Genomic DNA, 24,198 nt, shown 5'->3' with positions numbered 1-24,198 from the left:
CGCGGATGCGCGGTCTCGGTCGCTGCCTGGCGCCGCTGGTTCTTCTGGCGACGCCGGCGGCCGGCCAGGAGTTCGACCCGGCCTCCGTCGACCTGGCCGGGTTGATCGAGTGCAAGGCAAGCGTCTCCGCCTACAATAATTTCGCCTTCTGGATCAGCGACGGCCCAGTTGCACTGGAAAAGCTCGGTTGGAAGGAAGCCACGTCCGGCAACCTCTTTCTCAAGCAGTACGACTTACCGGAGCCGGTTCGTACCTTCGGGCGCGAAACAAGCTCGATCGTCTTTACCGCGACCGGGCCGATGGCGGTCCTTGACGGGGTTTCGGCACCGGATCTGGCGCATGAATTGGAAATAGTTCCAACGGTGTCGACTGCGGAAAAATTCCTGGGCGAGAAAATCGTCGTCGAAAGCACCGAGGACGCCAACGGCATGAAGATCGAAACGCGCATAGCGCTCAACGTCTCGACTGTTGATTCGCATCCGGGCAAGACGCTGGCAGGCTGCTCCTATGCACTCAATGTGACCGTGAATTGAGAGTGACTGTGAATTGAGACGGGGCCTCGCACAGCTTGGCGCGAGGCAAGTCTTGCTCAATTAAGACCCTGCTAAGACCCTGCATCCGCGCCGCGTTCGGGACCATCAACAAAAAGCCCGGCGCAAGGCCGGGCTATTCTGTCGAACAGAGACTGCTATCCGTTATCAGTCGCCATCGATCGCCGTGGCGATGCGGGCGATCGCCTGCTGATAGACGCTTGCGGAATTCCAGCCGGCAATTGCGCCCATATTCGCGCTCGCGCTCGCGCCGGCACGCCAGCCATGACCCTTGAGGAAGTTGGCGGTGGAAGCCAGCGCAGTGCCCTTGTCGCGCAGGTTTCCGCTGCCGACGCCATACTTCAAGACATTTCCCGGCAGGAACTGCGTGTGGCCAATCTCGCCATGCGCGGCGCCGACCGACGAGGCTGTCAACGCCCCGCGGTCAACCAGCTTCAGGGCCGCAATGGCATGTGGGTAAAAGAAACCCGGACGGCGGCAATCATAGGCAAGCGTCAAAATGGCTGAGACCGTATTCTGGTTGCCCATGGCGGAACCGAACCCGGTTTCCATACCCCAGATGGCGAGCAACACACCCGGCGACACGCCGTAGTTCGCTTCGATCTGGGAAAACAGTGCCGCGTTCGACTTCTTCAGCGACCGGCCCTTGGAAATGATCGCGGCCCCGCCACGGCGCTTCATGAAATCATCCACCGAGCCGCTGAAAGCCTTGTGAATGCCGCGGTCGACGGAGATCGTCTTTGTTGCGTAGCTCGCGCCGGCCAGAGCGGCCAGACCCTTGGGGCCTACACCTTCGGACTTGGCTTCCGCGGCGAACTCCGGCTTCCAAGCCTCGAATCCGGCGCCGGTCTTGCCGCAGCTGGCCGCCGCCTGCGCGCCCGTAGCCAGCGCAAGCACCGCCACCACGGCCGATGCAAACATCTTTCCCTTGGCAAGTAATGCCATGCTTTTTTCTCCTGATTGCCTGAATCACGTCCCGGTTGCGAATTTGCCAGTGAAACGCGCAATTGTCACCGTCCCCCGGCGCTACGCTGGCCAATGAAGGGGAATTTGCCTACGATCAAGTGATTATTGTGGCGGAAACGCAATGGAAGACGTTGATGTCGTGATCATCGGCGCCGGTTCGGCGGGTCTTGCCGCCGCCAGGCCCTGCAGGCGGCAGGCCTTTCCTTCGCCCAGCTTAAATAGCTTCGAGAGATGCGGAACGCCGGCCGGCGGTTGGCGTTGGGCACGTGCCGCCCCACATATGCTGGCTCTGAAGGTTTGAGATCGAGATGAAACTCTTCGACTGCCCGCATTGCGGCCACCGTCTCTACTTCGAGAACGCCCAGTGCCTGAACTGCAGGAGTCTCGTGCTCTACGATCCCGAGCACGCCCGCTTTGCGCTGTCTGATATCGACGGCATCTTCCAGTGCACCAATGCCGACGAATGCGCCTGCAACTGGATGGCCGAGCCGGGACAGGGTTTTTGCCGCGCCTGCGTGCTGAACCAGCTGATCCCCAACCTCTCCGTCGACGGCAACCGCCGCCGCTGGATCCGCGTCGAGGCGGCGAAGAAGCGCGCCATCTACTCGCTTCTGGCCTTCGGCCTGCCGGTGGCGCCCAAGCAGACCCCCGCCGACGAGATCGGCCTGGCCTTCGACTTCCTCGCCGACCCGATCGGCGGCGGCCCCGGCGGCGAGCGCATCCTGACCGGCCACGACAATGGCCTGATCACGCTCAACGTCGCCGAGGCGGACTCGGCCGAGCGCGAGAAGCGGCGTGTCGAGATGGGCGAGAACTATCGCACCTTGCTCGGCCATTTCCGCCATGAGCTCGGCCATTATTACTGGGACCGCCTGATCCGCGACGATCCGCAAAGGCTGGAAGCTTTCCGCGCGCTGTTCGGCGATGAGCGCGCCGACTACGAGCGGGCGTTGAAGACCTACTACGTCAATGGTGCCGCGCCCGACTGGCAGCAAGGCCACATCTCGGCCTATGCCACCTCGCATCCGTGGGAGGACTGGGCCGAGACCTGGGCCCACCACCTGCACATCACCGACACGCTGGAAATGGTCCACGCGCTGAACTTTCCGCTCGGCCGGCTGGAGACAGTGGAGGCCAACGACTTGCCGCAGGGCGACACCGGCGGCGGGCTGCAGGCCGCACCTTCGGAGCCGGCGACCGCGCCCGAGCCTTTCGAAAAGATCCTTGCCCGCTGGCTGGTGCTGTCGGAAGCCTCCAATTCGATCAACCGCTGCATGGGCCTGCCCGACCTCTACCCCTTCGTCATTTCGGACGTCACGGCGCGGAAATTGGCCTTCGTTCACGAACTTCTGACCGGCTTGCCGAAAGAACAGGGAACAAATCGTGAGTTGGCGCAGGCGTTTTAGCGGGAACGCATAAGCCGCTGACCCGTTTTCGCTGGCGAGGGCCCATGAAAACGGAGAGAAACCATGAAATCTCTATTGTTTCCGGCGGTCGCCGGAATGCTGACCGCGATGTCGGGCGCCGCCTTTGCCGACACCGCCGTCTCCGCCGTCACCGATCTCAACGTCCGAGCCGGGCCTGGTCCGCAATATCCTGTCATCGGCGTGCTCGCCGCCGGGCAGTCGGCGACGCTCAATGGCTGCATGGAAAACAGCAAATGGTGCACCATAGCCGAGGCCGGCGGCCAGGGTTGGGTCTATTCCGACTATGTGACGGCTGATTTCGGTGGCAGCCGGGTCGTGCTGACGCAGCGGCGTTCCAGCGTTGCTGTCGTCTCGCCGCCGGAAGACATCGGCAACTACTCGACCGATTATACCGGCGCGATCGTTGGCGGTGAGCCGGTCGAGGACGCCTTCCCCCCGCCTCCGCCCGAAATCAGAACCTATGTCGACACGCATCGCCTCGACCCCGTCTATCTCGACGGCGAGGTGGTGACCGGCGCGACCTTGCCCGACACCGTCGAACTGCGCGAGATTCCGGACTACAACTACCGCTATGTCTATGTGAACGGCCAGCCGGCGCTGATCGATCCACAGACGCGGCGCATCATGTACGTCGTGCGCTGACATGAATTAGCACAGGCGGCCGCCGCGACAGCAGCGACCGCCCGGTGACCTGCAGGCGGTCGATCCGGCAGGGCCACGCATGTCTGGACGTGCGGCGGTCATCCGTGCGTGATTCCTTTGCGAAAATCGATTCCGATTTTCCGGACCATCGGCTAGATCAACAGGCGATGAATTGGGCAAAGGAGCCAGCGTGACGATCGATTCGGCCGCCTTCGAGCGCTATAGGCGCTCGCCGAACGCCAGGACGACGTTGCCGCGCCTTTTCCTCGGAACGGCGATCGTGGTCCTGTTCTGGGCCGCCACGACCGCGGCCGTGCTGTTCTGCGGCACCTACGTTTTCTTCACCTGGCAGGCATCAGCGGCTCCGCCACCAGGCGGGGTAATGCAGGACTTCCTCGCCTCGCCCATCGGCATCCTCACCGCGCTCGTCTCGTTCGCCGGCATCTGGATCGGCCTGTGGGTTGCCATGCGCTGGGTGCATGGCGAGAAGCTATCGGCGCTGATCGGCGTCAGCCATCGTATTTCATGGTCGGGCTTCCTCAAGGGGCTGATCGCGGTGCTGATCACCTCGCTCATATCCGAGATCCTGCTCTATCTGCTGCAGCCGCAGATCGCGCGCGGCACGATCAGCCTGTCGTCCTGGCTGCTGTTCGCGATCCCGATCGCCGCGCTCACTTTGTTGCAGACCTCGTCCGAAGAAATGCTGTTTCGCGGCTATCTGCTGCGCGGCCTGGCCAACCGGTTCAGGAGCCCGTTCATCTGGGCTCTGTTGCCCGCCTTGCTGTTCACGTCGCTGCATTGGAGCACAGGCGCGTCGCCCGCCATCAACGCCTGCGTGCTCGCCTCGATCGCCGCTTTCGTGCTGCTGCTGACGCTTGTCGTCTATGCCACCGGCAATCTCGGCGCCGCCTTGGGCGCTCATCTCGGCAACAATCTGACCGGGTTTCTGCTGATCTCGCATCAGGAGAGCTACAATTCCTTCGCTTTGTTCACCGCCAGGCCGCTCGAAGGGCCGGGCTGGACGACATATGATGCGGTTCTCATCGCCTTCATCGGCATCGCCTGCAGCCTGCTGACGATTGTGCTGCTTTTGCATCCGCGCTCGCCGCTCAGGGTTGCCGCTGAGTTGCCCGACCGGTCGAGCACGGCCTGAATGCAGCCTGGGGACGGCCCGATATGGGCCTTGTCTTGACTCCGTGGCCGATTTCCTGTCTACACGCCCCGAATTCCGCGACGAGTATCACTCCGAGCAAGCCGACCAGGACGCCGAAACCTCTTTGAGGTGAAGTGCTGTAAATCGATCCTGGAGGCCAACACCCGGCAGCGCTGAGCGCCCCCGGGTGCTTTTTGGTTTTGGGCTTTTGCTTGGACACTTGGCGCGAACGCATTACCTCTCGGGTCGAATGAACCGAGATTGAAGGAAGATCGATGTTTGAATCGCTTCAGGAGCGCCTTGGCTCCATCCTGAACGGCCTCACCGGCCGCGGTGCCCTGTCGGAGGCTGATGTCTCGGCGGCGCTGCGCGAGGTGCGCCGTGCGCTGCTCGAAGCCGACGTGGCGCTGGAAGTGGTGCGCTCCTTCACCGACAAGGTGCGCGAGAAGGCCGTCGGCGCCGCCGTGGTCAAGTCGATCAAGCCCGGCCAGATGGTCGTCAAGATCGTCCATGACGAACTGGTCGAGATGCTCGGCGCCGAAGGCGTCGCCATCGATCTCAATGCCCCGGCCCCGGTCGTCATCATGATGGTCGGCCTGCAGGGGTCCGGCAAGACGACCACTTCGGCCAAGATCGCCAAGCGCCTTTCCGAGCGTCAGAACAAGAAGGTTCTGATGGCCTCGCTCGACACGCGGCGCCCCGCCGCGCAGGAGCAGCTGCGCCAACTCGGCGAACAGGTCAAGGTCGCCACGCTGCCGATCATCGACGGGCAGTCGCCGGTCGACATCGCGCGCCGCGCCGTGCAGGCGGCCAAGCTCGGCGGCCATGACGTCGTCATCCTCGACACCGCCGGCCGCACCCATATCGACGAACCGCTGATGGTCGAGATGGCCGACATCAAGAAGGTGTCGAGCCCACACGAAATCCTGCTGGTCGCCGACTCGCTGACCGGCCAGGACGCCGTCAATCTGGCCAAGAGCTTCGACGAGCGCGTCGGCATCACCGGTCTCGTGCTGACCCGCATGGACGGCGACGGCCGCGGTGGTGCAGCCCTTTCGATGCGCGCCGTCACCGGCAAGCCGATCAAGCTGATCGGCACCGGCGAAAAGATGGACGGGCTGGAGGAATTCCACCCCAAGCGCATCGCCGACCGCATCCTCGGCATGGGCGACATTGTCTCGCTCGTCGAAAAGGCCGCAGAAAACATCGACGCCGAACAGGCGGCGGCGATGGCCAAGAAGATGCAGTCGGGCAAGTTCGACCTGAACGACCTCGCCAGCCAGCTTCAGCAGATGTCGAAGATGGGCGGCATGGGCGGCATCATGGGCATGATGCCCGGCATGGGCAAGATGAAGGACCAGATGGCCGCCGCCGGTCTCGACGACAAGATGTTCGGCCGCCAGCTCGCCATCATCTCGTCGATGACCAAGGCCGAGCGCGCCAACCCCGACCTTCTCAAGCATTCACGCAAGAAGCGCATCGCCGCCGGTTCCGGCACCGACGCGGCCGAAATCAACAAGCTGCTCAAGATGCATCGCGGCATGGCCGACATGATGAAGGCGATGGGCGGCAAGGGCAAAGGCGGCGGCCTGATGCGCGGCATGATGGGCGGTCTCGCCTCCAAGATGGGCCTCGGCGGCATGATGCCTGGCGGCATGGGCGGCATGATGGGCGGCGGCATGCCGGACCTGTCGAAGATGGATCCCAAGCAGCTCGAAGCCTTGCAGAAGCAGGCGCAGGCGGCCGGTCTCGGTGGCGGCATGAAAGGCCTTCCCGGCGGCGGTGGCCTGCCCGGTCTGCCCGGCGGCATGAAACTTCCCGGGCTTCCCGGTCTCGGCGGCGGCGGGCTGCCCGGCCTTGGCAAGAAGAAGTGAGGACGCCATGAACGAAGAGAAAGATATGGCCGACGCCCGCACCATCCTGGCCGATTACCGCGCCTCGATCGACAACATCGACGCAGCCCTCATCCACATGCTGGCCGAGCGCTTCCGCTGCACCAAGGCGGTTGGCGTGCTGAAGGCGACGCATGGCCTGCCGCCGGCCGACCCGGCGCGCGAGCAGCAGCAGATCGCCCGGCTGCGCCAGCTGGCGAAGGATGCCCATCTCGACCCGGATTTCGCGGAAAAATTCCTCAACTTCGTCGTCCGCGAAGTGATCCGCCACCACGAACAGATCGCCGCTTCCACTTCCAACGGCGTGACGAAAACCAACTGAAACCCAATCAACGAACTTAGAGTTTTTAGGAGAAAAGAAATGCCCTTGAAGATCCGACTGGCCCGTGCGGGCTCGAAGAAGCGTCCTTACTACCACGTCGTCATCGCCGACGCCCGTTCGCCGCGCGACGGCCGGTTCATCGAGTCGATCGGCTCCTGGAACCCGCTGCTGCCCAAGGATGGCGAACGCGTCAAGGTCGACGCCGACCGCGTCAAGCATTGGCTGGCGCACGGCGCCCAGCCGACCGACCGCGTGCTGCGCTTCCTCGACGAAGCCGGCCTCGTCAAGCGCGATGCCCGCTCCAACCCGAAGAAGGCCGAGCCGGGCAAGAAGGCGCAGGAACGCGCTGCCCTTCTGAAGAAGGCGCAGGAAGACGCCGCAGCCGCTGTTGCCGCCGCCGCAGCAGCACCGGCCGAGGCGGAAGCCGCCACCGCCGAATAAGTTATTTCTCTATCGCATCCAGCAAAACGGCGGGCCCCAGGGCCCGCCGTTTTGCTATGTCGACTTCATTTTTCGAACGCGGCCCGATCAATAGCCGCTCGGGCAGCGGTCGATGTAGACGCGGCCACGGTTATCACGGTAGCGGCATTCGCCACGCTCGCTCGCCCGGCCGATCAGCGCACCGGCAACAGCGCCGACAGCGCCACCAACGACGGCACCCTGAACCGGGTCTCCGGCGACAGCAGCTCCGACCGCAGCCCCGCCCAGTCCGCCGACAGCCGCGCCTTTTTCCGTTTGTGAACAAGCGGCGAGCGGCACCAGCAGGGCCATCAAAAGCATCGTTTTCTTCATTGTCGTTCCTCTCCGATAGGGAAACGCCTCCGCCGCCAAGCGAGTCTCTAACTCGCAACTCGGCGATTTGATCCCAAAGAGATGCCGGCAAAGGATTCAGGTTCCCCAGCAGCGGAACAGCACTCCAATGCATGCGGCTCCCGCCACGGCGCGCTGGCTGGTCGATGCCGTGCTGAACAATAACGGCCAGATCACCCGGTCGTGGCTAAGCCCAGATCGCTTTACCGGATGGGGCAGCTGACGTCACTTTTCGCCGAGACGCTTCAGATTGGCGAGGCCGACCTCGAAATCCTTGCCGATCAGCGTGTCGAAGTTCATGAACAGGCCCATCAGCTTGGCGATGAAGGGCCGGCCGCCTCGCATCGCCCAGGTGACGGCGGTGTTGTCGCCCGACGGCGTCAGGGTGAAGTCGACATTGTTGTTGGCCCTGAACGGCTTCTCAAAATCGAGTTTCAGCGACACCAGCGAGGACGGCACCGAATTGACGATCTCCATGCGCCCCTTGCCGGCCTTGGCGTTGCCCTCCCAGGCATAGGCCGCGCCCTTGCCGCTGTCGGTGCCGGAGAGCGTGCGCTTCATCTGCGGGTCGAGCTTTTCGTAGGGCGACCATGTCGGCCAACGGCTGAAATCATTGATCAGCGGGAAGATCGCCTCCGGCGGAGCCTTGATCGTGGCGGTGCGGGTGACGACGAAATCATTCGGCCGAGTCACGGCATAGAGGAGCACGGCGGCGATGATGACGAGCAAGATAATGAGGATGGTGCTGAACATTTTTCTCTCCCTAAGGCAATTCCAGGAAAAGTGTGAAGCGGTTTTCTGTTCGGAATTGCTTCAAAACAATGAGACTATCGGCTGAACGGGATCAGCGCGCGCACGCGTGGGTCGCGCAGATACAGGCCACCCCACAGGATGATGCCGAGATAGACGCCGAACAGCGTGTGCGAGAACAGCGGATTATCGACGCGGAGATTGGTGGCGATGGCGCCGCCGATATAGGCGGTGAGCAGGATGGCGCCGAGCACCGCAGTGCGCGGCAAGGCGTAGAGCGCCGTCGAGATCAGGCCGATGATGCCGAGCATGCGCGCGACATTCGGATCCGCCGGCCAACCGAGCGGCACCATCGTCTGGGTGACGATGTCGAGCGGCGGCAGCTTGATGACGCCGTCGAAGATCATGAACAGCACGATGACGCCGCTGAGCGCGCGGCCGGTCCACAGAGCGCCCGGCGATACGGGCACGGTTTCGGAAATGCTCATGGTGGTCCCTCCTGATGGTTCGAGCCCTTTTCGCTGGGGTCGAACCAAGGACGCGGCATGAGGCTGCGATCCTACAGGCTGCGGATTCTTTTTGGCGTTGTTCTGCCTACGAAAAATAAAATTTCTCGGCCGGCAGCATTTTCGGCGGCGTTTCGTCCAGCGCCTCGAACACCGAGATCTCGCAGACACGGCAGAGGCCGTCGAGAGCGAGGTCGTTGGCCTCGGTGCCGAACGGGTCCTCGAGTTCTTCCGACAGCGCGTCGAGGCCAAAGAAGGTGTAGGCGATCAGCGCGGTGAACAGCGGCGTCGCCCAGCCGGCGGCGGAGACCAGCCCGAAGGGCAAGAGCAGGCAAAAGATATAGGCGGTGCGCTGCAGAAGCAGCGTATAGGCAAACGGCAAGGGTGTTCCCATGATGCGCTCGCATCCGGCCTGCGCGGCGGCGATTTCCGACAGGCGCTCGTCGAGGATGCGGTAGCCGATCGTATCGATCGCGCCGGCCTTGCGCAGCGCGGCGATGCGGCGGCCCATGCCGCGTACCATCGCATCGGGTGCGTTCGCTGCCTTGGCGACGATCTCGGTTTCGTCACCGATGAAGGCGCGGGCTTGCGGCGCCGCGTCGACCCGCCTGAGCAGCCCGCGCAGAAAGTGGCAGAAGGCGATCGCTTCCATCAGCAGGCCGCGCAATTCCGTCCGGTCGTCGACCAGCCCGGCGGAGGCGCGCGCCAGATTGCGGATATCGAAGACCAATTGGCCCCACAGTTTGCGCGCCTCCCACCAGCGGTCGTAGGCGGCGTTGTTGCGGAAGCCGAGATAGATCGACAGCGCCACACCGAGCAGCGCGAAGGGTGCTGTGCCGGCATTGCCGAAGTCGAGCTTCAGCGCCCGCACGACCACCACCACCAACGCGCCATAGGCTGCAAAGCCAAAGATCTGCGGCAGGATGCGCGGCACCACCGAGCCGCGCATGATGAAGAACAGATGCAGAAGACGTGGGCGCGGGCGGACGATCATCAGAAGCCTTTCGCGGACCGGCGCTGGTCCTCATCTCCTCTATTGTGCGATGCAACAGGCCCGCAAGCCCAGCCGCCAGCGACATCGCCATGTCGTGGGTACAGCGTCGGACTATCGGCACGCGCCGGTCGCGGATATTGAGGAGCAGGTGGGCTGCGGCCCGCTTCTGCAGGCGAGAGAAGACGAATGACCGGCGAAACCGATCTGAAGACACTGCTGGCATCGATGACGCCGGAACTGCTCGCCGGCACCTATGTCTTCGCCACGCTGGCGCCTGGCGTTCCCCAGCCGGAAGGCTTCGAGCCGGTGATGGTGTTTCGCGAGCGCGAGGGCGTGACGCTGATCGTGACCGAGGAGGCGGCCAGCGCAGCTGCACTGACCGCTTCCTTCCGCTGCCGCATGCTGACCTTGAACATCCATTCGTCGCTGGAAGCCGTCGGCTTCCTCGCCGCCATCACCACGCGCCTCGCCGCCGCCGGCATGGGCGTCAATCCAGTCTCGGCCTTCTACCACGACCATCTGTTCGTGCCGGCGGATAGGGCTGAGGAGGCAATGGAGCTGTTGGTTGGGTTGGCGGCTGAGAATCGAAGCTGAGGCTGGTGCTGCCCCTCATCCCCTCTGCCGGGACCTTCTCCCCGTGAACGGGGAGAAGGGGGCTAACGGCCAGAGGCAGAGCCCGCGACTGCGGGCCGCCGGTTGTCCGGCGCCCCCGCGGAGGGCCAGCCGCGTCAGCGGCGGTGCGGCCCGTGAGCGAAAAACAGGTCGGCCGCAGGCCGAGCCCGCGAGCGAGAACTAAGCCGCCTTCTTCTTCGGCTGGATCAGGCCGCGCTCGACCAGCAGCTCAGCGATCTGCACCGCGTTCAGCGCCGCGCCCTTGCGCAAATTGTCGGAGACGATCCACATCGACAGGCCGTTGTCGATGGTCGAATCCTCGCGGATGCGCGAGATGAAGGTGGCGTCCTCGCCGGCTGATTCCAGCGGCGTGATGTAGCCGCCGTCCTCGCGCTTGTCCAAGACCTGGCAGCCCGGCGCCTCGCGCAGGATATCGCGCGCCTCATCGGCGGTGATCGGCTTTTCGAACTCGATGTTGACCGCTTCCGAATGACCGATGAACACCGGCACGCGCACGCAGGTCGCCGTCAGCTTGATCTTGGGGTCGAGCATCTTCTTGGTCTCGGCGACCATCTTCCACTCTTCCTTGGTGGAGCCATCGTCGAGGAAGACGTCGATGTGCGGGATGACGTTGAAGGCGATGCGCTTGGTGAACTTCTTGACCTCGACGCCATCGGCGACGAAGACCGCGCGGGTCTGGGTAAAGAGCTCGTCCATGCCTTCCTTGCCGGCGCCGGATACCGATTGATAAGTGGCGACGACGACGCGCTTGATGGTGGCGAAGTCGTGCAGCGGCTTCAGCGCCACCACCAGCTGCGCCGTCGAGCAGTTCGGATTGGCGATGATGTTCTTGCGCGTGAACAGCGAGATCGCGTCCGGGTTCACTTCCGGCACGATCAGCGGCACGTCCTGATCGTAGCGGAAGGCCGACGAATTATCGATGACGACGCAGCCCTGCTTGCCGATCTTCGGCGACCATTCCTTGGAGACGTTGCCGCCGGCCGACATGATGCAGATGTCGGTGTCGGAAAAGTCATACTGGTCGAGCGTCCTGACCTTCAGCGTGCGGTCGCCGAACGACACTTCAGTGCCCTGGCTGCGCCGTGAGGCCAGCGCCACGACTTCGCTCACCGGAAAGCCGCGCTCTTCCAGTATGTTGAGCATTTCCCGGCCCACATTGCCCGTGGCGCCGACGACTGCAACCTTGAAACTCATCGAAAAATCTCCTGTCCCTCTCCGCTTGGTTTTTGGAGAAACCCGCTGGCCGATGCGGGTTCCGTCCCCCGGGCCGAACCCGGGAGAGGGTGGTTAGGCCAAGGGAATCACACCGTTTTAGTGGTGGTTTTGGCCATAGTTTTGTTGGAACGGGGAGACGTGCCGACCCGCCCGGCCCAATGATGTGCATTGAGGCTGGGGGCATCGAATGCAAGAAGAGCCATCAAAAGGCCGCGCATCTAAAGACGATCCCGTTCGAAGCGGGCTTTTACGCGGTTTGCGTCAAGAGTCAATTGCGATGAGCGCCCTGTTGCCCTGTACAATGGCGGCGGCACGAAGTACGAACGGCATGACTATCCGGCTCATGGAGCGTCCCGACGCCCGCCGAAGACAGGCCCATTGCTGGGCATATAAGAATCCGAATTCCGAAAGAGTAAGATGTCCAACTTCGATGCACTCGTTCCCGCGCTGGCAAAGGCGCTGGAAAAACGCGGCTATTCTGAGCTGACGCCCGTACAGAAGGCGGTTGTGGCGCCCGAACTCGGTGAGGCCGATGCGCTGGTTTCGGCGCAGACCGGCTCCGGCAAGACGGTGGCCTTCGGCCTCGCCTTGGCGCCAACCCTGCTCGGAGGCGCGGAGCGCTTTGGCCACGCGGCGGCACCGCTGGCGCTGGCGGTGGCGCCGACGCGCGAACTGGCGTTGCAGGTGACGCGCGAGCTGGAATGGCTCTACGAGCTGACCGGCGCCACGGTGGCATCCTGCGTCGGCGGCATGGACATGCGCTCAGAGCGGCGTGTGCTGGAGCGCGGCGCCCATATCGTCGTCGGCACACCCGGCCGGCTGCGCGACCACATCACCCGGCATTCGCTCGACATGTCGGCACTCAAGGCGGTGGTGCTCGACGAGGCCGACGAAATGCTCGATCTCGGCTTTCGCGAGGACCTCGAATTCATCCTCGACGCAGCACCCGCCGAGCGCCGCACGCTGATGTTTTCGGCCACGGTGCCGCGCTCGATCGCAACGCTCGCCCAGGGCTACCAGCGCAATGCCGTGCGCATTTCGGCCGCCGGCGAGGAAAAGCAGCATCTCGACATCGAATACCGGGCGCTGAGCGTTGCCCAACCCGACCGGGAAAACGCCATCATCAACGTGCTGCGCTATTACGAGGCCAAGAACGCGCTGGTGTTCTGCAACACGCGTGCCGCCGTCAATCATCTGACCGCGCGCTTCAACAACCGCAACTTCTCCGTCGTCGCACTCTCCGGCGAACTCAGCCAGAACGAGCGCAGCCATGCCTTGCAGGCAATGCGCGACGGTCGCGCCAAGGTCTGCATCGCCACTGATGTCGCGGCGCGCGGCATCGACCTGCCCAACCTCGAACTGGTGATCCATGCCGACCTGCCGACCAACCCGGAAACGCTGCTGCACCGCAGCGGCCGCACCGGCCGCGCCGGGCGCAAGGGCGTCAGCGCGCTGATCGTGCCCAACAGCGCCCGCAAGCGCACCGAACGGCTGTTGCAGAATGCCGGCCTCAAGGCGACATGGGCGAGCCCGCCCTCGGCCGACGACGTGATGCGGCGCGACGACGAGCGCATCCTTGCCGATCCGGCTTTCGACGAGCCGGTGAAGGAGGACGAGCGCGGTTTCATCGACGCGCTGCTCGCCAGGCATGGTGCCGAACAGGTGGCCGCTGCCTTCGTGCGCCAGTGCCGCGCCAGCCGCTCGGCGCCCGAGGACTTGATGGAAATTGCGCCGTTCACGCCATCGCGTGAAAGACCGGCGGGCGAAAACTTCACACGCCGGGACGAAGCGCCCAGCCGCCGAGACGATTTCGGCGACAGCGTCTGGTTCTCGCTGTCGATCGGGCGCCGGCAGAATGCCGAGCCGCGCTGGCTGATCCCGATGCTGTGCCGCACCGGCAGCATCTCGAAGCGCGAGATCGGCGCCATCAAGATGCAGCCGGAAGAGACCTACGTGCAGATCGCGGCGGACTGGGCCGACCGCTTCCTGGCCGCGATCGGTCCCGACCGCAAGCTGCAAGGCAACATCCTGGTGAAGCGGCTGGACGGCACGCCCGATCTGTCGCGCGCCGGCTACCAGCCGCCAAGCCCCGACAAGAAACCGCATCGCGGCAAGGCGCCGTTCGACCCCAACGCGCCGAAGCGCAAATTCGAGAAACGCGCACCGGCTTCAGCCGATCAGCGCCCGGCAGTCGCGCATGAGGCAAAGCCGTGGGCGAAGCCGGGCAAGCCGAAATTCGACGCCACCGGCGCGCCCAAGCACAAGAAGGCGAAGAAGCGGCCCGCCTAAAACCTTGATCGGCTCGACGCACTCGCCTGCAGGCCTGCCTTGATGGCAGCCCAGCTAGCAGCCGCCGGCGTCGGCCGATGCTTCTCCGCGATGCGCTCGACCAGAGAGGATCGCCACGCATGGTCCTGCGCCATCCTGCGGATCGCCGCATACCAGCCTTGCTGATCTTGTGAATCGATCGCCGGCATCAGGCCGCCGGTCGCTTCGATCAGCGACGGCGCTGTCGAGACGATGACCGGAACGCCGAAATCGAGGCATTCCGAGGCGCCGTAGCCCCAGCCCTCGATATGCGAGGGAAAGACGCCGAAGGAAGCGCGGCGATAGTAGCCGATGAGTTCCTCGTCGCTGACCAGCCCGGTGAACGTGACCGACTGGAGGAGCTCGGGATGCGCCTTCAAATAAGCCCGCAGCGGCTCGATCATCCAACCCCAGCGCCCAGCGCAGACAAGCCGCGGCAGCTTGACGCCCTCGTCGAGCGCCTGCTGCCAGATCCGCGCCAGCAGGATGTGGTTCTTGCGCACTTCGATGGTCGAGCAGTAGAGCACGAACGGCTCGTCGGTCTCGATGCGCGAGGTCGTGCCAGCGCGTGATGCCGTCTCGTGCAGGATGGAGGGCATCGGAAAACGATACACGACCGGCGCGGCGACGCCTGCCTTGTGCATATGATCGGTCAGCGTCGCACCAACTTCCTCGGATGCACAAAATGCCGGCGCACCGGAACGCACGAGGTGTTCGAGATATGACCCGTAACGTCTCTCGCGAGGGGTCATACCAACCAGGTCGGGGCGCAGTGTCGGGATGAGGTCGTGGCAAAGAAACGCGAGGCCACCGGCGCGCGCCGAGACGGCGGCTCGGTCATCCCCGGTCAGAATGTGATGGCTGATCAAGACAAGGCCGCGTTCGGTCTCGGCCGCTCGGCTTGGAACGTCCTGGCGCAGGCCCGACCGGATCCTCGCCCGCTGGTACAGGCGATAGGCACGGATCAGCAGCTTCGTCGCCTGATAGGCAATCCCTTTGCGGCCATTGGTCACCGTCTTGGCGAGATGGCGGTCAGCGTCGCGCTTGCCCCATGGTTGCAGCGCCACTGCCTCGAAAGCCTGCGACAGCGCCGTGCGTCTCCCCGGCCACCTCTGGACCTGATGCGGTGAAATCTCGCCCGCCGCGACATGGTCCTGCTCGTAAGGGGCAAGTGGGCGGAACCGGGCTTCATCGGCTCTGAACGCCACCACCTCCACGCAAGGGTCGGGATCCGCCAACGCCGCGTTGATGAGAAAGCTTTCTACCCGTGGGATGCCGGCCAGGCCCTCGCCGGGTGGCCAGAACATCAGGCCGGTGGCATCGATGGCCAGCCTCGGAGGCCTTGCGGCCTCTCTGTCCTCTATCGCGACGCTGGTATCGGAACACTCGGCTGTCATTGTCTGCTTTTGGGTCTGCTTTGGCGACGGCGGTTGTACTTGATGCCTTATGCTTCATCTGCCGGCAAGACGGTAGCCATGCTGCCCGGTATTGCCCATCGGCTCGGCCCTGTGCCACACGTTCGGCAGGGACGTGGCGAGCGGGGGTGGCAAATGCGCGGCGAAGTGCTTCACTATGACGAGGATCAGGGGTTTGGCTTCATCACCGGAGCCGACGGCAACCGCTACACCTTCACCCGCGAGAACCTGCGCCGGGAAACCGCCATGCCCAACGGCACGGCCGTCGAGTTCCAGCCGGGCGGCGGCCAGGCGCGCGACGTCTTTTCGATCGCCGCCCCGACTGCCGCTGCGGCCGCCGCCGACCCCGGCATCGAGGCCGCCCCTGCCCAGGCCGGCGTTCCGCCCCCAGCAGCCCCACCTCCTGCGCAGCATTTCGGTCGGTCTTCCGAGACAGCCGAGCCCAGCGATCTCTGGGGCTATTTCTGGCGTGGCGTGACGCAGAACTATTTCAATTTCGCCGGTCGCGCGCGTCGCAAGGAGTATTGGGGCTACTGCCTATTCTGGACGGTTTGCCTGCTGATCATCGGCGGCATCGGCCTGTACACCGATATGGATATGGGCGGTTTCGACAGCGATATCTCGGGCACGATAACGGTCGGGCTGTGCGGCACTTTCCTGCTGGCGACAATTCTTCCCAGCCTCGGCATGATCGTGCGCCGGCTGCACGACATCGGCCTGTCAGGCTGGCTCTGCCTGCTGATCCTGATCCCGACCATCGGCAGCCTGATCATCCTGGTCTTCGCGCTGATCCCGACGCAGGCCAGGGAAAACCAGTGGGGGCCGGTGCCGGCAGGCGTCAGGGTTTAGTATAGCGTGCATATTGCAATCTATGGCAACCCTGGGTAGTATTCTCATCGCAGCATAGATGGGGGTACGCATGCAGGGCGCGGTGCTTCACTACGACAAGGATCAGGACTACGGCTACATCAATGGAGTTGACGGCAAGCGTTACTTCTTCGTCCGTAACGATGTGACCCAGGGGGCGGCCCTCGTCAGCGGTACCCTCGTCGAATTCCAACCGGATGACGGCACGGCACACAATATCGTCGCCGTGAATTCGACCACAACCTCGTCACCCCCCGGCCAGCCCGGCCGTACCGCCGAAAACCAGCCCACTCGTCCCACGGGACTGTGGGCATACTTCGGGAACACGGTGAGCGTGAACTATTTTAATTTCAACGGACGCGCCCGCCGCAAGGAATTCTGGGCCTTTTGGCTATGCTTTAATCTTGTGCTGGTGGCGCTTCTTGGCTTCGGGATACTCGTCAATTTGGCCATCAACGGCTTCGGCATCAATGCGGGTAGGACGTCGATCGGATTGCTACCCGCCGCTGTCTTCGTCTTGGCATTCGGCCTGCCATGGATCGCGCTTACCGTGCGGCGTTTGCACGATGTCGGTCTGAGCGGCTGGTTTGTCTTGCTCTGCTTCATTCCGGTTATCGGCGGAGCGGGCTTGCTGGTCTTGGGGCTCGTGCCGTCTCACCTGGGCGAAAACCCTTGGGGGCGGATGCCGGCGGGCGTCAGGATTTAGCCGCCTTCAGCGCCTCGCCTGAAAGCCTGAGGAAGACCTTCTGGCCGTGGCGCTCGGCGCCAAGCCGGTCGTAGAAGCGCAGGGCGCCCTTGTTCCAATCTTCGGTGGTCAGGTCGATACGGCCAATGCCGTGGCTGAGGCAATGATCGGCGAGAAAGCCGATCAGCGCCCGGCCGACGCCGGCGTTGCGTATGTTGTCGCGCACGAACAGGTCCTTAAGGAACAGCAGCCGCTCGAGATCGATACCTGGATGCGCGATCGCCACCGACGCCAGGCCGCTGACCTCGCCGTCGACGAAGGCGAGCGCGAAATGCGGATAGGCCGGGCTTTCCTCGCCAAGCCATTTGCGTGCAGCAGACAGGGTCCGGTCGGCATCGAGAGGCGGCTGCCGGTAATGCTCCGCCATCTCGCACAGTATGGCCGCGAGTGCCGCGGCGTCCTCGATCGTCGCCCAGCGGACGTCGACCGCCATGGGGATCAGCTCAGGAATTTGGCGATGATCGCGTCGCCCATCTGAACCGTACCGACCTCGGTCATGCCATCGGACATGATGTCTTTCGTCCGCAGGCCTGCATCGAGCACGGCAGCGATCGCGCTTTCGACACGGTCGGCTTCATCAACCATGCCGAAGGAATAGCGCAGGCACATGGCGAAGGAGGCGATCATGGCGATCGGGTTGGCAATGCCCTTGCCGGCGATATCGGGCGCCGAGCCGTGCACCGGCTCGTAGAGCGCCTTGCGCTTCTTGGTCTTCACGTCAGGCGCGCCGAGCGAGGCCGACGGCAGCATGCCGATCGAGCCGGTCAGCATGGCGGCAATGTCGGACAGCATGTCGCCGAACAGATTGTCGGTGACGATGACGTCGAACTGTTTTGGCCAGCGCACCAGCTGCATGCCGCCGGCATCGGCCAGCATGTGGTCGAGCTTGACGTCGGAATAGCGCGCCTTGTGGGTCTGGGTGACGACCTCGTTCCACAGCACGCCCGACTTCATCACATTGCGCTTTTCCATCGATGTGACGTGGTTCTTCCGGGTCCGCGCCAGCTCGAAGGCGACGCCGGAAATGCGCTCGATCTCGAACGTGTCATAGACCTGCGTGTCGATGCCGCGCTTCTGGCCGTTGCCCAGATCGATGATCTGCTTGGGCTCGCCGAAATAGACGCCGCCGGTCAGCTCGCGCACGATGAGGATGTCGAGACCCTCGACCACCTCCTGCTTGAGCGAGGAGGACGCCGCCAGCGCCGGATAGCAGATGGCGGGGCGAAGATTGGCAAACAGCTCCATGTCCTTGCGCAGCCGCAGCAGGCCAGCCTCGGGACGCACCTCATACGGCACCGCATCCCATTTCGGACCGCCGACGGCGCCGAACAGCACCGCGTCGGCCGCCATCGCCTTCTCCATGTCGGCATCGGAAATCGCCGCGCCATGCGCGTCATAGGCGCAGCCGCCGACCAGACCGTCCTCGGTGGTAAAACCGCTGCCGAGCTTGTCGTTCATGGCTGATATCAGTTTCTTGACCTCGGCCATGGCCTCCGGACCGATGCCGTCGCCGGGGAGCAGGAAAAGATGCTTCGTTGCCATGGAGAAACCGTCCCAGAAAGAATGCGTTTCGATTTGGGGTCTTGCTAAACGCCAAGCGCCGGGCGCGCAAGCCTGCACGCCACAACCATGATCACCGATGCGAGAGAATGTTGATCAGCCGGCCGAACGGATCGCGGACATAGAAGCGCCGCACGCCCCAGGGTTCGTCGGCCGGTCCGTATTCGATGGCGAAGCCGGCCGTCTTCATGGCATCGAGCGCCGCATCGACATCATCGACCTCGATCGAGAGAGCCGGCACCGGCGTTCCGGAGCCGCCTTGCGCCATGAAGCTGACCTGGACATCCATCTTTGCTTGCGAGCCGTAGGTTGTGATCCAGCCGAGGTCCATGAGCATGTCGAGGCCGAGCACGTCCTGGTAGAAGCGCTTCGCCGCGGCGACATCCGATGTCTCGATGTTGGCAACGATGCGCTGGACTTTCATCGTCGGCCTGCCTTTTACGCTGTGCGCCGCAGCGCCGTGACTTCGATCTCGATCTTCATTTCCGGTTTGTTGAGCTGGCAGACGATCATCGTCGCCGCCGGTCTGATGTCACCGAACGTCTCGCCGAGGATCGGGAAGACGATGTCCACGAAGGTCTGATCGGTGATGTAGTAATGCGCCCGCACCACATCGGCCATCTCGAAGCCACCATCATGAAGCGCCTTGCCGATCGTCGCCAGGCAATTGCGTGTCTGCGCCTCGACAGTGTCCGGCATCGTCATCGTCGCATAATCATAGCCGGTCGTGCCGGAGACGAAGCACCAGTCGCCCTGCACCACGGCACGCGAATAACCGGCGGTCTTTTCGAAGGAGGAACCGGTTGAGATGAGTTTGCGCATATGAGGGGCCTTGCTTGGGTTGTCGGCCAGCATTAGCAGGCGGAACGGCGCGGGTCGTGGGCCAAGCCAGGCGAACTGTTATCCCGGAAGCGAAGCGCGAACCTCCGAGATTGGTTGAAGCATCCCTTCCGTCGTCATCCTCGGGTCTGCGCTCCGCTGCGCGTCGCTCCGCCCGTGGATGAAGAAAGCGCGGGGGGCGCCGCGCACCGCTAATGCTTTAATTTGCCGACCCCTGCGCCTTGTCCAGCGCTTCCTTGATATCCGCCGGCCAGCTCGCCACCGCCGGCCAGGCGTTCGGCTCGCCATTGTCGCCGCGACGGGCGAAGTAGAGCTTGTGCTTGGCCGGGTCGACCGCCATGAAGCCGTCGTTACCACCGCAGTCATGCGGCACGCAGCCGCTGGCGTAGAAGGCGCCCGAAGCGGTCTTTTCCGTGCCGCCGCCGACCAGCAGGCTGGTCGCCATGTCGGGCATGTCCTTGCCGAGCAGCTTTTGCGCTTCCTTGTAGACGGCCTCGTTGTGGAAGGCGTCGATGATGTTCTGGTACTTTTCCGGATCGATGTCTTTCCAGTCCGTGCCGGGTTCCGGTATGTAGGTCAGATTGCCCGAGATCGTCAGCCCGTCGGTCGGCGACCATTGCAAAGCCGGCTTCTCATCGCCCGGCAACAAATAGGGCACGAAATAGATGGCGTTGTCGGACACCGCCGAGGGCGGCGCGCCGCAGTCGTCCTGTTCGACCGTCGTGCTCTGGATGGTGCCGCCTTCCGGCTTCCAGACGATCACTGTCGCCGGCCCGCATTGATTGCCGCCGTCGCCGACATCGAACAGCGCCACCTTGACGCCGCCGACCTCGACTATTCTGTCGAAGAAGACGTCATAATTGGTGGCCAGCTGCTTGCCGTCGAAGGCAAGCACCTTCTCACCGTCCTGTTCCGGTTGGGTGATGGTCAGCGTGCCGCCCTCGAAGGGCACAGGCGCCTGCTTGTCGTCATCGGAGGCGTCGGCGGCGTCTGTCCCCTGGTCGGTGGCAGGCTTCTCGGCCGCAGGTGCCGGCTGGGCGGCGGGCGTCTGTGTTTGCGCATAGGCGCCCGCCACCGGCACCAGCAAAAGGGCCAGCCCGCAGGCGCCGGCAAGAAGCGAACGTGTCATGGTGGTCCTCCGTTTCGTCAGATCATAGCCGGCCGAAACCGAAACGCCAGTCCGCGCTCTGCGCAGGAGCCTTCGCGTTTTCGTCATCACCTTCGCGGAATGGTGGCCTAGTTCGGCGAGCCAAGCGCCTTGTCCAGCGCCGCCTTGATGTCGGCGGGCCACGTCTCCACCGCCGGCCAGACATCCATCCTGGGCTTGCCGCTGCTGCGGGCAAAATAGAGTTTGTGGTTGGTCTGGTCGACCGCCATGAACCCGTGGTTGCCGCCGCAATTGTGCGGCGCGCAGCCGTCGAAATAGACGATGTCGGACGCCGTCTTTTTCGTACCGCCGGCGGCCAGGAAACTGGCCGCCAGGATGGCCATGTCCTTGCCGAGCAATGTTTCGGCGTCCCTGTAGACAGCCTCGTTGTGGAAGGCGTCGATCATGTCTTCGTATTTCGACGCGTCGACATCTTTCCAACCCGTGCCAGGGTCCGGCATGTAGGTGAGATTGCCCGAAATCGTCAGCCCGTCCTGGGGCGACCATTGCATCACACGCTTCGAAGCGCCCGGTAAGAGATAGGGGACGAAATAGAGGGAATTGTCGGTCACCGACGCCGGCGCGCCGCAGCCGTCCTGCTCCACCGTGATGCCCTGGACCGTGCCGCCTTTCGGCTTCCACACGATCATCACAGGAGGACCGCAGAGATGGTCGATGTTGCCGTCGCCGACATCGACCAGCGCCACCTTGGCGCCGGCGATATTGACGATCCTGTCGAAGAAGACGTCGTAATTGCTCGCCAGCTTCTGACCGTCGAAGGCGAGCACCTTTTCGCCGTCGGGCTCCTGCTGGGTGACGGTGGTGACCGCCCTCGAACGGGATCGGCGCCTGCTGATCGATGGCAGGCGCCTGCGTCTGGGCATGCAAGCTAGTCGTCGGAAGCAGCATCAACGCCAGCCCGCAGGCGCCGGCAAAAAGCGAGCGTGTCATGACAGGTCCCCGTTCTACCCGAAGCGAAGACCGGCCATCGGTGCGGCCTTGGTACTCAGGCGGCGTCTATCAGGCCCAGGGGCGCTGTTCGGCGTTGCGCTTCTCGAACAAGGCGATGGCGCCGGCCTTTTCCATGGTCAGGCCGATGTCGTCGAGACCGTTGAGCAGGCAGTGCCGCTTGAAATCGTCGAGGTCGAATTTGACCACGCCACCATCCGGTCCGCGGATTTCCTTGGCCTCGAGGTCGACCGACACCGTGGCGTTGGAGCCGCGCGACGCGTCGTCCATCAGCTTCTCGAGATCCTCGGGGCTGACAGTGATGGGCAAGATGCCGTTCTTGAAGCAGTTGTTGTAGAAGATGTCGGCGAACGAGGTCGAGATGACGCAGCGAATGCCGAAGTCGAGCAGCGCCCACGGCGCGTGCTCTCTGCTCGAGCCGCAGCCGAAATTATCGCCGGCAACCAGGATCTGCGCCTTGCGGTAGGCCGGCTTGTTGAGCACGAAATCCGGATTTTCCGAACCGTCGTCATTGTAGCGCATTTCGGCGAACAGGCCGGTGCCAAGTCCGGTGCGCTTGATCGTCTTCAGATAATCCTTGGGGATGATCATGTCGGTGTCGACATTGACGATCGGCATCGGAGCGGCGACGCCGGTGAGCTTGGGGAATTTTTCCATGGCTTTTGCCCGTGTTTTCGTTGCGGGAGGATTTGCTGAGGCACGGTTTACACAAAGCCGGCGGCAAATAAAAGGCAACTGTTTGTGCGCGGTGGCACAAGCCAGCCCGATGGTGCAGTCTGGCGACCATGGCAGAAAACTCGCACGTCCTCTATGCACGCGAAGCCGCGCTCGACATCGACGAATTCCGCCGCGTTCTGATCGAATCCGGCCTCGGCGAGACACGTCCCGTCGATGACAACGTCAGGCTACAGGCAATGCTGTCGGGCGCCAATCTGGTGCTGACCGCACGCCTCGACGTCGAAGGCAGGCCACTGATCGGCGTTATCAGGGCGATGACCGACTTTTCCTGGGTCTGCTACATCTCCGAACTCGCCGTTTCCCAATCGGCGCAGGGGCTCGGCATCGGCAAGGGCCTGATGGACGAGGCCCGCCGGCAACTCGGTCCGTCCGTCGCCATCAGCCTGATCTCCATGCCCGACGCCGTCGGCTTCTACGAACGCATCGGCATGAAGCGCATGGCCGACGCCTTCTGGTTCTCCCGCAAGGGCTGAAGCCTCTCTGGTTAGGGGGACGGGAGAAGCGCGTCTTCCTTCTCCCCCTGTGGGAGAAGGTGTCGCCAGCCTAAATCACATTCAATTCCCGAAACGCCCGTCCTTCCGCGACACGGCCATAGCCAAACGCCGAGCAGTCCACCGTGCGATAGCCGCCATGCACGATCAGCTCGGCCAGCGCCTTGCCGACCGCCGGCGCCTGCTGCAGGCCGTGGCCGGAGAATCCGTTGGCGAAGATGAAATTCCCGACTTCAGGATGCGGGCCGATCACCGCGTTCTGATCCAACGTGTTGTAATCGTAATGCCCGACCCAGGCGCGGGTCGGCTTGATCGCCTCGAAAGCCGGAATGCGGGTCGCCAGCACCGGCCAGATCACCTCCTCGAACAGCGGCCAATCGACCTCGAAATCCCCGGGGGCGGCCGGGCCGTCACCCTCTTCCGGTTCGGCGCCGCCAGTGAGGTAGACCGAGCCTTCCGGGCGCACATAGATGCCAGAGGGGTCGACCAGCAGCGGCATGTCGGCATATTTCTCGCGCGCCTCGAAAACGAAGACGTTGCGCTTGCGTGGCTCGACCGGCAGCGCTAGCCCGGCCATGCCGGCTACCTTGCCGGCATTCGGCCCGGCGGCGTTGACGACGATGCCGGCTTCCAGCCTGTCGCCACTGTCGAGACTGACGCTGGTGACGCGGTCGCCTTGCCGCTCGATGCCAGTGACATAAGCGGTGATGAAATCGATCTTCTTCTGCCGCAGCGCCTTGCGGAACAGCATCAGCATCGCATGCGCGTCGAACCAGCCCTCGCCGCTGCGGCCATAGGCGCCGGCGGTGATGCCCTCGGCCGACAGCCACGGGAAGCGGCGCACCAGCTGGTCTGCGTCCTCCAGCACGATGTCGGCGCCCTCGGCCATCTGCGCCTCGTGATTGCTCTTGAGGATCGGCAAGCCGTTCTCGCCGGCAAGGATGAGATAGCCACCTTCGCGAAAGCCGATATCGGCGTCCGCGCCGAACTCCTCCTTCAGCCGCCGGAACAGCTTTAGCGTGAACTGCGACAGGCGGATGTTTTCCGGGATCGAGAATTGCTGGCGGATCGAGGCCAAGGACAGCGTCGTTGCCGCGTGAGCGAACTGCGGATCGCGCTCGACCAGCGCGATCGAGCCGGAAAACCCTTCCTCGCGCAGGTAATAGGCAACCGAGGAGCCGACGATGGCCCCGCCGATAATGACGATGTCGTAGCGCACGCTTTATGCCCTTTCCGATTTCGAGCCGCTGATCGGGAT

Annotated in this window: 27 protein-coding genes; 12 read left to right on the top strand and 15 right to left on the bottom strand. The window is 63.7% G+C overall.

Going from position 1 to position 24,198, the window contains the following annotated elements:
• The first annotated feature begins 5 nt into the window (after nucleotides 1-5).
• Nucleotides 6-533, top strand: coding sequence for a hypothetical protein (locus tag C8D77_RS14135; protein ID WP_109663720.1), 528 nt, complete (start codon nucleotides 6-8; stop codon nucleotides 531-533).
• 165 nt (nucleotides 534-698) lie between these two features.
• Here C8D77_RS14135 and C8D77_RS14130 read toward each other — a convergent pair whose 3' ends face one another.
• A complete protein-coding gene (locus tag C8D77_RS14130; RefSeq protein WP_109663718.1) occupies nucleotides 699-1,496 on the bottom strand; it encodes a lytic murein transglycosylase in 798 nt (265 codons plus the stop codon).
• 329 nt (nucleotides 1,497-1,825) lie between these two features.
• On the opposite strand from C8D77_RS14130, the gene C8D77_RS14125 reads away from it, so the two are divergent.
• The 6 genes from C8D77_RS14125 (at nucleotide 1,826) to rpsP (ending at nucleotide 7,394) form a co-directional block, all read left to right on the top strand.
• On the top strand, nucleotides 1,826-2,923 hold the full coding sequence (locus C8D77_RS14125; RefSeq protein WP_109663716.1) for a zinc-binding metallopeptidase family protein: 1,098 nt from the start codon (nucleotides 1,826-1,828) through the stop codon (nucleotides 2,921-2,923).
• A 63-nt stretch (nucleotides 2,924-2,986) separates the two neighbouring features.
• A complete protein-coding gene (locus C8D77_RS14120) occupies nucleotides 2,987-3,586 on the top strand; it encodes a DUF1236 domain-containing protein (RefSeq protein ID WP_109663714.1) in 600 nt (199 codons plus the stop codon).
• Nucleotides 3,587-3,776: 190 nt separating this feature from the next.
• A complete protein-coding gene (locus C8D77_RS14115) occupies nucleotides 3,777-4,739 on the top strand; it encodes a CPBP family intramembrane glutamic endopeptidase (protein WP_109665328.1) in 963 nt (320 codons plus the stop codon).
• A 275-nt stretch (nucleotides 4,740-5,014) separates the two neighbouring features.
• On the top strand, nucleotides 5,015-6,613 hold the full coding sequence (ffh, locus tag C8D77_RS14110) for a signal recognition particle protein (RefSeq protein ID WP_109663712.1): 1,599 nt from the start codon (nucleotides 5,015-5,017) through the stop codon (nucleotides 6,611-6,613).
• 7 nt (nucleotides 6,614-6,620) lie between these two features.
• On the top strand, nucleotides 6,621-6,953 hold the full coding sequence (locus tag C8D77_RS14105) for a chorismate mutase (RefSeq protein ID WP_109663710.1): 333 nt from the start codon (nucleotides 6,621-6,623) through the stop codon (nucleotides 6,951-6,953).
• Nucleotides 6,954-6,992: 39 nt separating this feature from the next.
• Entirely contained in the window at nucleotides 6,993-7,394 is a 402-nt protein-coding gene (rpsP, locus tag C8D77_RS14100; protein ID WP_013528800.1) for a 30S ribosomal protein S16, read from the top strand.
• Between the two features lie 87 nt (nucleotides 7,395-7,481).
• Here the strand turns inward: rpsP and C8D77_RS14095 are convergent, their stop codons facing one another.
• The 4 genes from C8D77_RS14095 to C8D77_RS14080 form a co-directional block, all read right to left on the bottom strand.
• On the bottom strand, nucleotides 7,482-7,745 hold the full coding sequence (locus tag C8D77_RS14095; RefSeq protein WP_109663708.1) for a glycine zipper domain-containing protein: 264 nt from the start codon (nucleotides 7,743-7,745) through the stop codon (nucleotides 7,482-7,484).
• Between the two features lie 243 nt (nucleotides 7,746-7,988).
• Nucleotides 7,989-8,516, bottom strand: a complete 528-nt coding sequence (locus C8D77_RS14090; protein ID WP_109663706.1) for an SRPBCC family protein — start codon at nucleotides 8,514-8,516, stop codon at nucleotides 7,989-7,991.
• Between the two features lie 74 nt (nucleotides 8,517-8,590).
• Nucleotides 8,591-9,001, bottom strand: a complete 411-nt coding sequence (locus tag C8D77_RS14085) for a DoxX family protein (RefSeq protein WP_109663704.1) — start codon at nucleotides 8,999-9,001, stop codon at nucleotides 8,591-8,593.
• Between the two features lie 106 nt (nucleotides 9,002-9,107).
• Nucleotides 9,108-10,013: a bestrophin family protein gene (locus tag C8D77_RS14080; RefSeq protein WP_109663702.1), complete on the bottom strand. Its 906-nt coding sequence runs from the start codon at nucleotides 10,011-10,013 to the stop codon at nucleotides 9,108-9,110.
• Between the two features lie 186 nt (nucleotides 10,014-10,199).
• Here C8D77_RS14080 and C8D77_RS14075 point away from each other — a divergent pair, with 186 nt between their 5' ends.
• Complete coding sequence (locus C8D77_RS14075; RefSeq protein WP_109663700.1) at nucleotides 10,200-10,607, top strand: ACT domain-containing protein; 408 nt, start codon at nucleotides 10,200-10,202, stop codon at nucleotides 10,605-10,607.
• 198 nt (nucleotides 10,608-10,805) lie between these two features.
• On the opposite strand, the gene C8D77_RS14070 is transcribed toward C8D77_RS14075, so the two are convergent.
• Entirely contained in the window at nucleotides 10,806-11,840 is a 1,035-nt protein-coding gene (locus C8D77_RS14070; protein WP_027059343.1) for an aspartate-semialdehyde dehydrogenase, read from the bottom strand.
• 438 nt (nucleotides 11,841-12,278) lie between these two features.
• On the opposite strand from C8D77_RS14070, the gene C8D77_RS14065 reads away from it, so the two are divergent.
• Entirely contained in the window at nucleotides 12,279-14,150 is a 1,872-nt protein-coding gene (locus C8D77_RS14065) for a DEAD/DEAH box helicase (protein ID WP_109663698.1), read from the top strand.
• On the opposite strand, the gene C8D77_RS14060 is transcribed toward C8D77_RS14065, so the two are convergent.
• Nucleotides 14,147-15,565, bottom strand: coding sequence for a glycosyltransferase (locus C8D77_RS14060; RefSeq protein ID WP_109663696.1), 1,419 nt, complete (start codon nucleotides 15,563-15,565; stop codon nucleotides 14,147-14,149). The genes C8D77_RS14065 and C8D77_RS14060 overlap by 4 nt on opposite strands.
• A gap of 153 nt (nucleotides 15,566-15,718) precedes the next feature.
• Between C8D77_RS14060 and C8D77_RS14055 the strand changes: the two genes are divergently transcribed.
• A complete protein-coding gene (locus tag C8D77_RS14055) occupies nucleotides 15,719-16,432 on the top strand; it encodes a DUF805 domain-containing protein (RefSeq protein WP_109663694.1) in 714 nt (237 codons plus the stop codon).
• Between the two features lie 70 nt (nucleotides 16,433-16,502).
• Nucleotides 16,503-17,156, top strand: a complete 654-nt coding sequence (locus C8D77_RS14050) for a DUF805 domain-containing protein (RefSeq protein ID WP_109665325.1) — start codon at nucleotides 16,503-16,505, stop codon at nucleotides 17,154-17,156.
• Here the strand turns inward: C8D77_RS14050 and C8D77_RS14045 are convergent.
• The 7 genes from C8D77_RS14045 to leuD form a co-directional block, all read right to left on the bottom strand.
• A complete protein-coding gene (locus C8D77_RS14045) occupies nucleotides 17,146-17,628 on the bottom strand; it encodes a GNAT family N-acetyltransferase (RefSeq protein ID WP_109663692.1) in 483 nt (160 codons plus the stop codon). The two genes, C8D77_RS14050 and C8D77_RS14045, sit on opposite strands and share 11 nt — an antisense overlap.
• A 5-nt stretch (nucleotides 17,629-17,633) precedes the next feature.
• A complete protein-coding gene (gene leuB / locus C8D77_RS14040) occupies nucleotides 17,634-18,737 on the bottom strand; it encodes a 3-isopropylmalate dehydrogenase (protein ID WP_109663690.1) in 1,104 nt (367 codons plus the stop codon).
• 91 nt (nucleotides 18,738-18,828) lie between these two features.
• Complete coding sequence (locus C8D77_RS14035) at nucleotides 18,829-19,179, bottom strand: VOC family protein (RefSeq protein WP_109663688.1); 351 nt, start codon at nucleotides 19,177-19,179, stop codon at nucleotides 18,829-18,831.
• Between the two features lie 14 nt (nucleotides 19,180-19,193).
• Nucleotides 19,194-19,577 carry a RidA family protein gene (locus tag C8D77_RS14030; RefSeq protein WP_109665322.1) on the bottom strand — a complete coding sequence of 128 codons (384 nt, stop codon included), beginning with the start codon at nucleotides 19,575-19,577 and terminating at the stop codon, nucleotides 19,194-19,196.
• Nucleotides 19,578-19,794: 217 nt separating this feature from the next.
• Nucleotides 19,795-20,724 (bottom strand): hypothetical protein, encoded by a 930-nt coding sequence (locus C8D77_RS14025; RefSeq protein ID WP_109665320.1) that lies wholly within the window; start codon nucleotides 20,722-20,724, stop codon nucleotides 19,795-19,797.
• Nucleotides 20,725-20,831: 107 nt separating this feature from the next.
• The gene (locus tag C8D77_RS14020) at nucleotides 20,832-21,626 is read right to left on the bottom strand and encodes a hypothetical protein (protein WP_342770039.1); all 795 of its coding nucleotides are present in this window, start codon (nucleotides 21,624-21,626) and stop codon (nucleotides 20,832-20,834) included.
• 136 nt (nucleotides 21,627-21,762) lie between these two features.
• Entirely contained in the window at nucleotides 21,763-22,368 is a 606-nt protein-coding gene (gene leuD, locus C8D77_RS14015; protein ID WP_109663686.1) for a 3-isopropylmalate dehydratase small subunit, read from the bottom strand.
• A gap of 128 nt (nucleotides 22,369-22,496) precedes the next feature.
• On the opposite strand from leuD, the gene C8D77_RS14010 reads away from it, so the two are divergent.
• On the top strand, nucleotides 22,497-22,922 hold the full coding sequence (locus tag C8D77_RS14010) for a GNAT family N-acetyltransferase (protein ID WP_109663684.1): 426 nt from the start codon (nucleotides 22,497-22,499) through the stop codon (nucleotides 22,920-22,922).
• 70 nt (nucleotides 22,923-22,992) lie between these two features.
• Here C8D77_RS14010 and C8D77_RS14005 read toward each other — a convergent pair whose 3' ends face one another.
• The gene (locus tag C8D77_RS14005) at nucleotides 22,993-24,159 is read right to left on the bottom strand and encodes an NAD(P)/FAD-dependent oxidoreductase (protein WP_109663682.1); all 1,167 of its coding nucleotides are present in this window, start codon (nucleotides 24,157-24,159) and stop codon (nucleotides 22,993-22,995) included.
• Nucleotides 24,160-24,198 lie beyond the last annotated feature (39 nt).

Origin of the sequence: Mesorhizobium loti, assembly GCF_003148495.1 — a bacterium.
Classification (GTDB): Bacteria; Pseudomonadota; Alphaproteobacteria; order Rhizobiales; family Rhizobiaceae; genus Mesorhizobium; species Mesorhizobium loti.
This window is presented reverse-complemented; position numbering and strand designations above follow the sequence as displayed.

Coding starts and splice junctions, on each gene's coding strand:
- C8D77_RS14135 (WP_109663720.1), top strand. CDS start 6: ATGCGCGGTCTCGGTCGCTGCCTGGCGCCGCTGGTTCTTCTGGCGACG.
- C8D77_RS14130 (WP_109663718.1), bottom strand. CDS start 1,496: ATGGCATTACTTGCCAAGGGAAAGATGTTTGCATCGGCCGTGGTGGCG.
- C8D77_RS14125 (WP_109663716.1), top strand. CDS start 1,826: ATGAAACTCTTCGACTGCCCGCATTGCGGCCACCGTCTCTACTTCGAG.
- C8D77_RS14120 (WP_109663714.1), top strand. CDS start 2,987: ATGAAATCTCTATTGTTTCCGGCGGTCGCCGGAATGCTGACCGCGATG.
- ffh (WP_109663712.1), top strand. CDS start 5,015: ATGTTTGAATCGCTTCAGGAGCGCCTTGGCTCCATCCTGAACGGCCTC.
- C8D77_RS14105 (WP_109663710.1), top strand. CDS start 6,621: ATGAACGAAGAGAAAGATATGGCCGACGCCCGCACCATCCTGGCCGAT.
- rpsP (WP_013528800.1), top strand. CDS start 6,993: ATGCCCTTGAAGATCCGACTGGCCCGTGCGGGCTCGAAGAAGCGTCCT.
- C8D77_RS14095 (WP_109663708.1), bottom strand. CDS start 7,745: ATGAAGAAAACGATGCTTTTGATGGCCCTGCTGGTGCCGCTCGCCGCT.
- C8D77_RS14090 (WP_109663706.1), bottom strand. CDS start 8,516: ATGTTCAGCACCATCCTCATTATCTTGCTCGTCATCATCGCCGCCGTG.
- C8D77_RS14085 (WP_109663704.1), bottom strand. CDS start 9,001: ATGAGCATTTCCGAAACCGTGCCCGTATCGCCGGGCGCTCTGTGGACC.
- C8D77_RS14080 (WP_109663702.1), bottom strand. CDS start 10,013: ATGATCGTCCGCCCGCGCCCACGTCTTCTGCATCTGTTCTTCATCATG.
- C8D77_RS14075 (WP_109663700.1), top strand. CDS start 10,200: ATGACCGGCGAAACCGATCTGAAGACACTGCTGGCATCGATGACGCCG.
- C8D77_RS14070 (WP_027059343.1), bottom strand. CDS start 11,840: ATGAGTTTCAAGGTTGCAGTCGTCGGCGCCACGGGCAATGTGGGCCGG.
- C8D77_RS14065 (WP_109663698.1), top strand. CDS start 12,279: ATGTCCAACTTCGATGCACTCGTTCCCGCGCTGGCAAAGGCGCTGGAA.
- C8D77_RS14060 (WP_109663696.1), bottom strand. CDS start 15,565: ATGACAGCCGAGTGTTCCGATACCAGCGTCGCGATAGAGGACAGAGAG.
- C8D77_RS14055 (WP_109663694.1), top strand. CDS start 15,719: ATGCGCGGCGAAGTGCTTCACTATGACGAGGATCAGGGGTTTGGCTTC.
- C8D77_RS14050 (WP_109665325.1), top strand. CDS start 16,503: ATGCAGGGCGCGGTGCTTCACTACGACAAGGATCAGGACTACGGCTAC.
- C8D77_RS14045 (WP_109663692.1), bottom strand. CDS start 17,628: ATGGCGGTCGACGTCCGCTGGGCGACGATCGAGGACGCCGCGGCACTC.
- leuB (WP_109663690.1), bottom strand. CDS start 18,737: ATGGCAACGAAGCATCTTTTCCTGCTCCCCGGCGACGGCATCGGTCCG.
- C8D77_RS14035 (WP_109663688.1), bottom strand. CDS start 19,179: ATGAAAGTCCAGCGCATCGTTGCCAACATCGAGACATCGGATGTCGCC.
- C8D77_RS14030 (WP_109665322.1), bottom strand. CDS start 19,577: ATGCGCAAACTCATCTCAACCGGTTCCTCCTTCGAAAAGACCGCCGGT.
- C8D77_RS14025 (WP_109665320.1), bottom strand. CDS start 20,724: ATGACACGTTCGCTTCTTGCCGGCGCCTGCGGGCTGGCCCTTTTGCTG.
- C8D77_RS14020 (WP_342770039.1), bottom strand. CDS start 21,626: ATGCCCAGACGCAGGCGCCTGCCATCGATCAGCAGGCGCCGATCCCGT.
- leuD (WP_109663686.1), bottom strand. CDS start 22,368: ATGGAAAAATTCCCCAAGCTCACCGGCGTCGCCGCTCCGATGCCGATC.
- C8D77_RS14010 (WP_109663684.1), top strand. CDS start 22,497: ATGGCAGAAAACTCGCACGTCCTCTATGCACGCGAAGCCGCGCTCGAC.